At 36.5% G+C, this 11757-nt stretch carries 10 protein-coding genes; 4 read left to right on the top strand and 6 right to left on the bottom strand.

Translation table 11 applies throughout. The features are described from left to right. Positions 1-34 precede the first annotated feature (34 nt). The 4 genes from BXY58_RS03200 to flxA are packed head-to-tail and all read right to left on the bottom strand — an operon-like array spanning position 35 to position 3842. Positions 35-289: an acyl carrier protein gene (locus tag BXY58_RS03200; protein ID WP_116034323.1), complete on the bottom strand. Its 255-nt coding sequence runs from the start codon at positions 287-289 to the stop codon at positions 35-37. 7 nt (positions 290-296) lie between these two features. After that, on the bottom strand, positions 297-1517 hold the full coding sequence (locus BXY58_RS03195; protein WP_120212349.1) for a beta-ketoacyl-[acyl-carrier-protein] synthase family protein: 1221 nt from the start codon (positions 1515-1517) through the stop codon (positions 297-299). A 37-nt stretch (positions 1518-1554) separates the two neighbouring features. Then, positions 1555-2286 carry a flexirubin biosynthesis SDR family reductase FlxB gene (flxB, locus tag BXY58_RS03190; RefSeq protein WP_120212348.1) on the bottom strand — a complete coding sequence of 244 codons (732 nt, stop codon included), beginning with the start codon at positions 2284-2286 and terminating at the stop codon, positions 1555-1557. A gap of 20 nt (positions 2287-2306) precedes the next feature. Continuing rightward, the gene (flxA, locus tag BXY58_RS03185) at positions 2307-3842 is read right to left on the bottom strand and encodes a flexirubin biosynthesis tyrosine ammonia-lyase FlxA (RefSeq protein ID WP_120212347.1); all 1536 of its coding nucleotides are present in this window, start codon (positions 3840-3842) and stop codon (positions 2307-2309) included. Between the two features lie 85 nt (positions 3843-3927). On the opposite strand from flxA, the gene BXY58_RS03180 reads away from it, so the two are divergent. Beyond that, on the top strand, positions 3928-5175 hold the full coding sequence (locus tag BXY58_RS03180) for an NAD(P)/FAD-dependent oxidoreductase (protein WP_120212346.1): 1248 nt from the start codon (positions 3928-3930) through the stop codon (positions 5173-5175). 42 nt (positions 5176-5217) lie between these two features. Here BXY58_RS03180 and BXY58_RS03175 read toward each other — a convergent pair whose 3' ends face one another. Both BXY58_RS03175 and flxY read right to left on the bottom strand, forming a co-directional pair. Continuing rightward, complete coding sequence (locus tag BXY58_RS03175) at positions 5218-5817, bottom strand: hypothetical protein (RefSeq protein ID WP_147366793.1); 600 nt, start codon at positions 5815-5817, stop codon at positions 5218-5220. Positions 5818-5838: 21 nt separating this feature from the next. Next, positions 5839-7134 carry a flexirubin biosynthesis putative acyl-CoA ligase FlxY gene (gene flxY / locus BXY58_RS03170; RefSeq protein ID WP_120212344.1) on the bottom strand — a complete coding sequence of 432 codons (1296 nt, stop codon included), beginning with the start codon at positions 7132-7134 and terminating at the stop codon, positions 5839-5841. Positions 7135-7443: 309 nt separating this feature from the next. Between flxY and ileS the strand changes: the two genes are divergently transcribed. From ileS to BXY58_RS03155, 3 genes are all read left to right on the top strand, one after another. After that, on the top strand, positions 7444-10920 hold the full coding sequence (gene ileS / locus BXY58_RS03165; RefSeq protein WP_120212343.1) for an isoleucine--tRNA ligase: 3477 nt from the start codon (positions 7444-7446) through the stop codon (positions 10918-10920). 118 nt (positions 10921-11038) lie between these two features. Beyond that, complete coding sequence (locus tag BXY58_RS03160; protein WP_072997529.1) at positions 11039-11419, top strand: TraR/DksA family transcriptional regulator; 381 nt, start codon at positions 11039-11041, stop codon at positions 11417-11419. 78 nt (positions 11420-11497) lie between these two features. After that, positions 11498-11740 (top strand): DUF6576 domain-containing protein, encoded by a 243-nt coding sequence (locus BXY58_RS03155; protein WP_120212342.1) that lies wholly within the window; start codon positions 11498-11500, stop codon positions 11738-11740. Positions 11741-11757: the final 17 nt, after the last annotated feature.

Genomic DNA, 11757 nt, shown 5'->3' with positions numbered 1-11757 from the left:
ATCCTAAATATTGGTATATCGTTGAATTTATTAATTATGCTACTTTTTCAGAAATTTTGGTTTCTATTGTATCATAAAAATCATCGAAAGTAACAACTTTTTTGAAGTCGGCTTCGCCTAATTTCACACCAAAATTAGACTCAATTACAACAACCATATCGATATAATCCAGACTGTCTAAGCCCAGTGTTTCCTTAAAATTGGCATCGTTAACGATATCATCGCGATCGACCTCAAACTCATTGACAAGAAAATCATTAACAACCGTAACAATTTTTTCTCTTTCCATAGTGTTTTTAAACAAATTTTTTAACAATTAGTGACGAATTGGTTCCTCCAAAACCAAAAGAATTCGACAAAAATACGTCAATTTTTTGATTTTTTGTTTCTGAGATCAAATTTATCTTTTTTGCGTCATCGTCCGGATTTTCGAGATTGATATTCGGAGCGATAAAATCATTCTGCATCATTAGAATTGAATAAATAATCTCACTTGCACCAGCCATCCAACATTCGTGACCTGTCATAGATTTGGTAGAACTTACAGGAATTTCATTACCGAAAATTTCATAAATCGCTTTGGCCTCGTTCGCATCGCCTAAGGGTGTAGATGTTGCGTGAGCGTTGATATAATCGATATCTTTTGCTGTTAATCCAGCTTGATTCAGAGACCTTTCCATTGCCAAAGCTGGCCCGTCCACATTAGGTGTAGAGATATGTCCGCCGTTGGATGAGAAACCGTAACCGACAATTTCTGCAATGATGTTTGCGCCTCGTCTTTGCGCAGATTCCAGACTTTCTACAATCAAAGTTGCTGCACCGCCACTCGGAATCAATCCATCTCTTCCGGAATCAAATGGTCTTGAGGCTTTTGCAGGTTCATCTTCTCTTACCGAAAAAACGCCTAATCCGTCAAAACTCGCCATTGAATATTTGTTGGTTTCCTGAGCTCCTCCACAAACCACAACATCTTGCATTCCGTTCTTAATCAATAGATAAGCCAATCCTAAAGAATGCGAGCCACTGGCACAAGCTGCACTGATGGTCAGGTTGATTCCTCTTAATTTAAAAATCGTGGAGAGGTTCATTGTAACGGTGGAATTCATAGATTTGAAAATCGCACCAGAACCCATTAATGTTGTATCTTTTTTCTCTCTTACAATATCAGTCGCCTCGACAACTGCCTGAGAAACGCTATCATTACCATAAAGAATGCCTACTTCATTAGCATCCAGAAAATCCTGCTCAATCCCAGCTTGTTTCAACGCATCGATGGTTGCCAGATAAGCATATTCGCTTTCCTCGCCCATGCTGATACGCTGTCTCCTGTTGAGAAGACTTTTGAGATCCGGCTTCGGAACACTTCCTGTCAAACCTGATCTATATCCAAACTCTTTTCTATCCTGATCCAGAACAATTCCGGATTTACCCTCATAGAGTGACTTCTTTACCTCTTCCAAAGAAATCCCAATACAGGAATAAATTCCCATTCCGGTAATCACAACTCTATTTTCCATTCTTTTATTTTTAATAACGTAATCGGATTACATTATTTTATGAGTAGATACCTCCGTTGATGTTAATGACTTCCCCAGTGATGTAAGACGATTTTTTTGATGCTAAGAATGCTACCAAATCAGCCACCTCTTCTGCTTCTCCAAACCGGTTAGCTGGAATCATTGCTTTCAATTCATTCTCATTAAAATCCTGAGTCATATCGGTTTTGATAAAGCCTGGCGCCACGGCATTAACTGTAATATTTCTCTTAGCAATCTCTTGAGCCAAAGCTTTCGTCGCACCAATTACCGCTGCTTTTGCTGCAGAATAATTGGTTTGCCCTGCTGTTCCCTTCACTCCGGAAACAGAAACCATATTGATGATTCTGCCATATTTGTTACGCAACAATTTCTGAATAAAGAAATTAGTCACATTGAAAAACCCATTTAAACTGGTGTTGACAACATTGTTCCAGTCCTCGTGTTTCATCCACATAAACAACCCGTCTCTTGTGATTCCTGCATTATTGACAATAACTTCAACTACAGAATCCGGATTTTTTTCCTGCCAATTTCCAAGAACCGATTGTACTTCTTCTGCATTTCCTACATCAAATTTAAGAATTTCTCCAGTAGAACCCAATTCTTTAACCCTTTGTAGAGTTTCCTCTGCAGCAGCCTGATTGGAAGTGTAATTGATCAAAATATGATAATTCTTTTCTTCTGCCAGTTTCAAACAGATTGCTCTACCAATTCCTCTGGAACCTCCAGTTACAATTGCACATTTCATAATCTTCTTTTATTATTTGATTATTGATGTAACGCTTCGGTTTTCATCAGATATTCTTTTACTTTTTGCAAGTATGGATACATTACCATATCATCAGAAAAAGCCGGAATTATTTTTCTAATCTCATCATACAATTCTTTTGTTGAAGATGAAATCCTGTCTTGAAAACCAAGATATTCAATAGCTTGAACAATGGTAATTAACTCAATTGATAATACTTCGAAAGCATTTTCTATCACTTTTCTACAGATCACTGCCGCATTGGTTCCCATACTTACAATATCCTGATTATCATTATTGTTAGGAATACTATGAACGTACATTGGATTCGACAACATCTGGCTTTCCGCCGTTGTAGAAGTTGCCGTGAACTGAACACCCTGCATCCCGAAGTTGAAACCTAATTTCCCCAAATTTACAAACGGAGGAAAGATTTCATTGATTTTAGAATTCAAAAGATAGTTCAATTGTCTTTCTGCTAACATTGTCAACTTTGTAACAACGATTTTCAGCTTGTCCATTTCCAACGAAATATAATCCCCGTGGAAATTACCGCCGTGATAAACGTGTTGATCTTCAACATTGATAATAGGATTATCATTAGCAGAATTGATCTCGTTTTCAAGTACATTTTCTGTGTATTCCAATGTATCTAGAACTGGCCCCAAGATCTGAGGAACACATCTTAATGAATAATATTCCTGAACTTTTTCTTTGAAAACTTTATCTTGCTCCTCAAAGCTTGTATATAAGTGGTCTTCTCTTTTTCTTATCAATTGACTATCAGACAAATAAGCTCTCATTTTCTCTGCAACCTTTTGTTGTCCGAGATGTTTTTTAGTCGCATTCAAAGATTCTGAAAAATGGTCATCATAAGCCTGAACCAGTTCATTGATTGCACAAGATAATTTAATAGAAATGTCAGTTAGTTGATTGACTTTATATGCATTTACGATCCCGATTCCTGACATCACAGAAGTTCCGTTCATCAAAGCCAAACCCTCACGGATCTCGACTTTTATCGGTTCTAGTCCTAGCTCAGTAAAAACATCTTTTGTTGATCTTCTTTCGTCGTTATAAAAAACCTCACCTTCACCAATAAGAACTAAAGCCAAGTGTGCCAACTGAACCAAATCACCACTTGCACCAACACCGCCGTGCTCGAAAATCAAGGGTGTAATATCTCTATTGATCAATTCTTTAAGCAAATTCACAACGGAATCGTGAACGCCGGAATGTCCTAATGACAAAACATTCAGTCTTGCCAACATACAAGCCTTAACTTCATCCGCTGGCAAAGCATTTCCGATACCTGAAGAATGGCTTCTTATCAAATTGTACTGAAGCTGATGCGTATCACTATCGTTGATTTTGAACTGTGCCATTGGTCCAAAACCAGTATTGACACCATAAATGACTTTGTTCTTTGAAAACTCTTTTAGAAATTGGAAACTGGCATTAACTCTTTGCAAAAGTGAATCATCCAACTCAACATTTTCATTTTCAATAATCACCCTTTGGAAATCCCGAATGCTTAAATGGTTGCTAATTTTCATTAATTATAGGAATAAAAGACAAATTTGGAATATAATTAAATATTTGTCATTAATTTTGCGCAAAGATAAAAGTTTTATTAAACAAATGAGTAAAGAATTTGTTGATGTTCTCGTAATTGGCGCAGGACCTTCGGGTTGTGTTTCCTCTGCATATCTGAAAAATAACAACATCAACGTTAAAGTTGTTGAAAAAACAAAATTCCCAAGACTGGTTGTTGGCGAGAGTTTGATTCCCCGCGTGATGGATCATTTTGAAGAAGCTAGACTGTTTCCTGCCTTGGACAAAATGGGATTTGAGAAGAAATTGGGCGCTCGTTTTATGCGAGGTGATGAAGTTTGTATTTTCGATTTCAGCAACAAGTTCGGAGAAGGTTGGGACTGGACCTGGCAGGTTCCGAGAGCCGATTTTGACAATACCTTAGCTCAGGAAGTTATTAAAAAAGGAATCGATCTTGAATTCGAAACCGAAGTTGTTGGAATAGAATTTAACGGAACTGATTCTATTACAACAGTCAAGAATAAAGACGGCGAAACCAAGGAAATTCACGCTAAATTTGTTATTGATTCCAGTGGTTATGGACGGGTTTTACCGAGACTTTTAGATTTAGAAAAACCTTCGAAACTGTCTCCACACTCAGCGATATTTTCTCACGTTGACGATATTAATAGAGAAGAAGGTGTTGAAGGCACTTTGATTTCTTTTGACATTATTGAAACTGAAGTCTGGCTTTGGGTAATCCCTTTCTCAAACGGCAACACAAGTTTGGGAATTGTTGGACCAACTGAATACATTGAAAATTTAATCGAAAACGGAGACACAGCAGCTGCATTAAGAAAAGCAATTTCCCTTTCTGACTATTATGTGAAGCGCTTTGGTGATGTTGAATTTATTTTTGAGCCGAGACATTTGAAAGATTATTCCTGCTCTGTAAAAAGTTTGTTTGGAGACGGATTTGCTTTAACTGGAAATGCGTCAGAATTCCTGGATCCGGTTTTCTCATCCGGAATGGCTTTCGCTACAGAATCCGGAATGCTGGCTGCAAAATTAGCTTTAAGACAACTGAACGGTGAAACGATTGACTGGCAAAAAGAATATTCGGATTATATTCTATACGGCGTGAACGTTTTCACAACCTACGTGAAGGAATGGTACACGGGAAATCTTCAGGAATTATTTTTCCATCAACCCGAAAATCCTGATGTTAAAAGAAAAATTTGTGCAGTTCTGGCAGGTTATGTTTGGAACAAAAAGAATCCGTTTGTAAGATTACACGACTCAGCAGTTATTAATCTTGCGAATTATATCAAAGTAGAAAAGCTCGAACAGCAATAAAAAAGACCGCGATTGGCGGTCTTTTCATAAAGTATAATTTAATTATTTTACTTTTTTATCAATCATATTAGCTAAGGTTTTAGCCGTTTTGGCATAACTTTCAGATATTCTGTCATTATTATTTGGAAGGCCAACAAAATTGTCTCCTGGCGCATTTTTACTATCAATCTCTAAAAGAACATTTGAAGGGTTCGATGTTTCCACAAATTTTAAAATCATACTTACTTTAGAAGGCTGATTCATCACACCGGCAAACCAACCTGGATATATCCAAACCGTTTGAGCAACAAGAGTATATTTAGCTTTTTTATTATTTACAGATGTTTTGATGTCTGTATTTTTATTCATAGAAGCCAAAAATTTATCAACAAACTGGGTATTTTTGGAATATTCCCAATCTTTTTTCCATTTTGTAAATTCTTCAGGATTTTTATTCGCTTTTTGGATATCTTTCTCCTGTTTAGCAATATAATCCGATTCATCCATGTTTTCCTTATAGAATTTCATTTGGTTGTAATCCATTTGTAGATTTAGCTCTTTTTCTCCTTTAAGAAAATCAAAATTTCCAGATACGACTTTCATTTTCTGTGACATTACAAAAGTCGACACAGATACTAATCCTAGTAATAAGAGTTTTTTCATAGTTTTTTATTGAATATAATTTTAAGCTCGTAAATCTATAAAATTAATTGGTTTCCTGCTGTTTGGATTAAAGACATTTTTCGACAATACATCAAAATCCACAACTTCAATCTTCGGGCTCACTCTCAATTTCGCCCGGAAATGATCTCTGACTTCATTTACAAAATTCTCATCCTCATTGTCTGTACTTAATTTGATAATGATCTCATCCAAGCCGATTTCATCCGACTGAATAACGATCTGATAACATAAAATATTATTAAAATCATTCAGAATATCATTCATCGCCGGTGGATAAAGTGTCGTTCCTTTGTACTTAATCATTTGTTGTTTTCTTCCGATAACAGGACTTAAGCGCATTGTATTTCTACCACATTTACACGGTTCGTAATGCGCCTTCACAAGATCTCCGGTTTTGAATCTCAACAACGGAAGTGCTTCAACACCCAAAGTTGTAATTGTCAGTTCTCCACTTTCTCCTTCTTTTACAGGATTTTCGTTTTCATCAAGAATCTCAGTGATAATTAATTCCGGATGATGATGTCCACCAACTTGAAACTCACATTCCGTAAAAGCCGTGCTCATTTCTGTTGAAGCATAAGTAGAAAACAACTGAATATTCCATCTTTCTTTAATTTTCTTCGAAAGAATATTATCGCTAAAATCCTGATTTTTGAGTCCTTCTCCAATACAAATTGCGCCGTAAACGCTGGAGTTTTTATAATCAATATGATGTTTCTCAGCGTAATCTATCATTTTCAAAAGAAAAGATGGAACGGTTATCAAATATTTTGGCTTGTATCTGAAAATCGAATCCCATTGCAATTCCGGAATTCCGGGTCCCATTCTCACGACACTTGCGCCCATTTTTCTGAGTCCTAGAAAATAAGCCAAACCGGCCATAAATCTTTTATCAATGGTCGTAATCATTTGCACAACATCACCTTTCTTAACACCTGCACAGGCAAAAGAAATGGCTTCGTTATAAGCTAATCTCTCCAAATCTTTATCCGAAAGTCCGAAAGTTACAGGATCACCCAAAGTTCCCGAGGTCGTACTATAATCAACAATCTCGTTTTGCGGAACACAGAAAAAATCATCATTATTCTGTTGAATATCATTTTTAGAAGTCGTAGGGATTTTCTGTAGGTCTTCTAAAAAATTAATATGACTTATATCGATATTATTTTCTTTAAAAAGCTTCTGATAATAAGGCGAATGATTTTCCAGATAAATCAACAGCTCTCTCAATTTGCCTTCCTGAAAGCTTTTGATTGAATCTGAATCTGATTTTTCAATAATTGGGTATAGTTCCAAGGATTATAATTTTTTAAATTTTCATTAACCACAAAAGCCACATAAGTTTTTTTTCTTAACATTCCAAAAATGCAAAAAGAGAAAGGATAGGACTAACTTTTTCACTCCTTGATTCCTTTAAACAATTATTTCTTTTGTGCCTTTTGTGGTTTTATATAAGTCACAAATTTATAAAACATAATACAATTTTATGATTCTGAATTTGAAGTTTTTAACATTCAAAAACCAGCCAAAAGATGTGCTAAAAATCGACAAAAATCACTAAATTCGCAAACTTAATCTACAAGAAACAGATTTGACACATTAAAAATGAGCAAGTTTACCGAATATAAAAATCTTAGCCTTACCGAAACTGCTAAAAACATTGCAGAATTTTGGAAAAATAACGACACTTTCAAAAAATCCGTAGAACTTCGTGAAGGACAACCGGAGTTTGTTTTTTACGAAGGACCGCCTTCCGCCAACGGAATGCCTGGAATTCACCACGTTATGGCAAGAGCGATTAAGGATATTTTTTGCCGTTACCAGACGCAAAACGGGAAACGGGTTTTCCGTAAAGCCGGTTGGGACACGCACGGACTTCCTGTAGAATTGGGTGTGGAAAAAGAATTGGGAATTACTAAAGAAGACATCGGTAAAAAAATAACAATCGAGGAATATAACGAGGCTTGTAAAAATGCCGTGATGCGTTACACCGACGTTTGGAACGATATGACCGAAAAAATTGGTTACTGGGTCGATATGGAAAATCCATATGTAACTTACCAACCAAAATATATGGAAACCGTTTGGTGGCTTTTGAAGCAGATGTATGACAAAGGTCTCATCTACAAAGGTTACACAATTCAGCCTTATTCTCCGAAAGCTGGAACTGGATTATCTTCTCACGAAGTGAATCAGCCTGGCGCTTACCGTGATGTGACGGACACGACTGTTGTAGCCCAGTTCAAAACTTTGCCGGAAACTTTGCCTTCATTTTTACAAGGTTTTGGCGATGTTCATTTCTTGGCTTGGACAACGACGCCTTGGACTTTGCCATCAAACACTGCTTTGACTGTTGGTCCAAAAATCGATTATGTTTTGGTTAAGACTTTTAATCAATATACATTTGAGCCGATCAATATTGTTTTGGCTAAACCTTTGGTTGGGAAACAATTTGGAAAGAAATATATTGAAGGAACCGATGAAGATTTCGCGAACTATACTTCAGAAAGCAAAACAATTCCTTATCAGATTTTAGCCGAATTCAAAGGTGCTGATCTGGTTGGAATCAAATATGAGCAACTTTTAGATTACGCTTTACCTTACCAAAATCCAGAAAATGCATTTAGAGTAATTTCAGGAGATTTCGTAACAACGGAAGACGGAACGGGAATCGTTCACACAGCTCCAACTTTTGGTGCAGATGATGCAAAAGTTGCAAAAGAAGCTTCGCCAGAAGTTCCGCCAATGTTGGTTTTGGATGAGAATGGAAATCCGGTTCCTTTGGTAGATTTGCAAGGTCGATTCTTATCGGTTGTTAATGATGAGATCTACGGTTTTGCAAATGAATATGTGAAGTCTGAATATCTTAATGATGACGAAAAAACTGCAGAATTTAACATTCAGAAAGAGAAATTAAAATCGATCATCTCGGATTTAAAAGTCTATTTGTCCGTAGATGAGAGAATTGCACTTAAATTAAGAAAAGAAAACAAAGCTTTCAAGGTTGAAAAATATGTCCACAGTTATCCGCACAGTTGGAGAACCGATGAGCCATTGTTGTACTATCCGTTGGATTCCTGGTTCATCAAAGTAACAGATGTGAAAGATAGAATGTTCGATTTGAATGAAACCATCAACTGGAAGCCAAAATCTACAGGTGAAGGCCGTTTCGGAAATTGGTTGAAAAATGCCAACGACTGGAACCTTTCCCGCTCAAGATATTGGGGAATTCCGTTACCGATTTGGAGAACAGATGACAAAAAAGAAGAAGTTTTAATCGGTTCTGTTGAGGAATTATACAACGAAATCGAAAAATCAATCCAAGCTGGTTTCCAAAAAGAAAATCCTTTCAAAGGTTTTGTGATTGGTGATATGTCGGAGGAAAATTATGCTAAGGTTGACCTTCATAAAAATATCGTAGACCAAATTACGCTGGTTTCAGCTTCCGGAAAACCTATGAAGCGCGAAAGCGATTTGATTGATGTATGGTTCGATTCCGGTTCGATGCCTTATGCGCAATTGCACTATCCTTTTGAAAACAAAGAGCAAGTTGATAACAACAAAGCGTTCCCGGCAGATTTTATCGCGGAAGGCGTTGACCAGACTCGTGGCTGGTTCTATACTTTGCACGCCATCGCAACTACGGTTTTCGACTCAGTCGCTTATAAAAATGTAGTGTCAAATGGTTTGGTCTTAGACAAAAACGGACAAAAAATGTCTAAACGTTTGGGGAACGCTGTTGATCCGTTCGAAACGCTGGCGGTTTACGGACCAGATGCAACGCGTTGGTATATGATTTCGAACGCGAATCCTTGGGAAAACTTAAAATTCGATATTGAAGGAATTGATGAAGTGAGGAGAAAATTCTTCGGAACACTTTACAACACTTATTCTTTCTTTGCTTTGTATGCTAATGTTGATGGTTTCAAATATCTTGAAAGCAATGTAGAAAACCGCCCGGAAATTGATCGTTGGATTTTATCCGAATTAAACTTATTAATCAAAGAAGTAAAATCTTTCTACGAAGATTACGAACCTACAAAAGCATCGAGAGCAATCAATACGTTTGTTAATGATAACCTGTCCAATTGGTACGTGAGACTATGCAGAAGACGTTTTTGGAAAGGCGATTATTCCGATGACAAAATTTCCGCTTATCAGACTTTATACACTTGTCTTGAAACTGTTGCTAAATTGTCTGCACCAATTGCACCATTCTTTATGGATCAATTGTTCCAGGATTTGAACAAAGTAACCGGAAGAGATTTGGTAAACTCTGTTCACCTGACGGATTTCCCTGTTGCAGATGAAAGTTTGATTGACCAGGATTTGGTTGAGAAAACCCATCTGGCTCAGCAGATAACATCGATGGTTTTTTCATTGAGAAAAAAAGAAAATATCAAAGTTCGCCAACCGCTTCAGAAAGTGATGATTCCTGTTTTGGACAAAAAGACAGAAGAGCAGATTCTGGCAGTTTCAGAATTAATTAAACAAGAAGTGAACGTTAAAGAATTACAACTCATCAACGCAGAAGAAGCATCGCATCTCATCGTAAAACAAATAAAACCTAATTTCAAAACATTGGGTTCACGTCTTGGAAAAGATATGAAAACGGTTGCTGGAGAGATTTCAAACTTCAGTTCTGAACAGATTGCTGAATTTGAAAAATCAGGAAAAACAGAGGTTGAAGGATACGAAATTACGATAGAAGATGTTGAAATTTCCACAAAAGACATCCCAGGCTGGACCGTTGCAAGCGAAGGAAAAATCACAGTGGCATTAGATTTGATACTTACGGACGAACTGAAATCGGAAGGAATCGCAAGAGAATTCATCAACAGAGTTCAAAACTTGAGAAAAGACAAAGATTTTGAATTAACGGACAGAATATCAATCCAATTGGAAGAATCCTGCCCTTTCCGACAGGAATTTATCAACAATGATGCATATATTTCTACGGAAGTATTGTCGGATAAAATAGATTTTGTAAATTCACTTTCAAATTATGAAGAAATAGAGATAGATGAAGAAAAATTCAAAGTAAAAATTGAGAAAATACAATCCATATTGCTTTATTATTAAGGATTTGTTAATTGAATTTTTAACTGGATTATTTTCAAATTTTATCTTTATTCTTGCTGATTGAAAAAATGCATGATAATAAATAGAATAAAAGTTAAACAATAAATAACCGCTGGAAATGGCTGACGAAAAATTACGATATAGCGATGCTGAACTTCAGGAATTCAAGAAACTGATTCAAGACAAAATCGCAAAAGCTGAAAACGACCTTGGTCTTATAAAAGAGAGTTTTATTAATAATCAAAATAACGGAACGGATGATACGTCGCCAACTTTCAAAGCTTTTGAAGAAGGCGCTGAAACACTGAGTAAAGAACAGAATGCTATTTTAGCTTCGAGACAGGAAAAGTTTGTGCGTGATTTGAAACACGCGCTCATCAGAATCGAGAACAAAACTTACGGTATCTGCAGAGTGACTGGAAAACTAATTCCAAAAGAAAGGCTCCAGGCTGTTCCGCACGCCACACTTAGCATTGAGGCTAAGAATATGCAAAGATAAATCACTGTTTATCAAAACTCAAAGTCCGAATTTCTGATTCTAAAGATTGGAAATTGGGACTTTTTTCTTATAACAAAAATGACAATTCTAATTATTCTACTTCTGATTGCAGCAGTTGGTTTTGCTGTAAGCAGAAATCAATCGGTAAAAAACATCTTCAAGCCCGGACAAAAATATTATTCCATTGATGATGAGTATAATGCCCAGCGAAAACAAAGACAAGACGAGATTGATCGTCTTCTAAGCAAAATTGGAAAAAACGGTCTAAATGATCTGACGCAAAAAGAACGCAAAAGACTGGACGAATTGTCCAAGAAATAAGTTATTTGAATTACATT

The sequence above is a fragment of the Epilithonimonas arachidiradicis genome (genome assembly GCF_003610695.1).
Taxonomy (GTDB): domain Bacteria; phylum Bacteroidota; class Bacteroidia; order Flavobacteriales; family Weeksellaceae; genus Epilithonimonas; species Epilithonimonas arachidiradicis.
The sequence above is the reverse complement of the archived record's forward strand: the minus strand, read 5'-3'. Positions and strand labels throughout refer to the sequence as shown.

Bases quoted from the DNA above. Each gene is read 5' to 3' on its own strand.
- BXY58_RS03200 (WP_116034323.1), bottom strand. From the start codon at position 289: ATGGAAAGAGAAAAAATTGTTACGGTTGTTAATGATTTTCTTGTCAAT.
- BXY58_RS03195 (WP_120212349.1), bottom strand. From the start codon at position 1,517: ATGGAAAATAGAGTTGTGATTACCGGAATGGGAATTTATTCCTGTATT.
- flxB (WP_120212348.1), bottom strand. From the start codon at position 2,286: ATGAAATGTGCAATTGTAACTGGAGGTTCCAGAGGAATTGGTAGAGCA.
- flxA (WP_120212347.1), bottom strand. From the start codon at position 3,842: ATGAAAATTAGCAACCATTTAAGCATTCGGGATTTCCAAAGGGTGATT.
- BXY58_RS03180 (WP_120212346.1), top strand. From the start codon at position 3,928: ATGAGTAAAGAATTTGTTGATGTTCTCGTAATTGGCGCAGGACCTTCG.
- BXY58_RS03175 (WP_147366793.1), bottom strand. From the start codon at position 5,817: ATGAAAAAACTCTTATTACTAGGATTAGTATCTGTGTCGACTTTTGTA.
- ileS (WP_120212343.1), top strand. From the start codon at position 7,444: ATGAGCAAGTTTACCGAATATAAAAATCTTAGCCTTACCGAAACTGCT.
- BXY58_RS03160 (WP_072997529.1), top strand. From the start codon at position 11,039: ATGGCTGACGAAAAATTACGATATAGCGATGCTGAACTTCAGGAATTC.
- BXY58_RS03155 (WP_120212342.1), top strand. From the start codon at position 11,498: ATGACAATTCTAATTATTCTACTTCTGATTGCAGCAGTTGGTTTTGCT.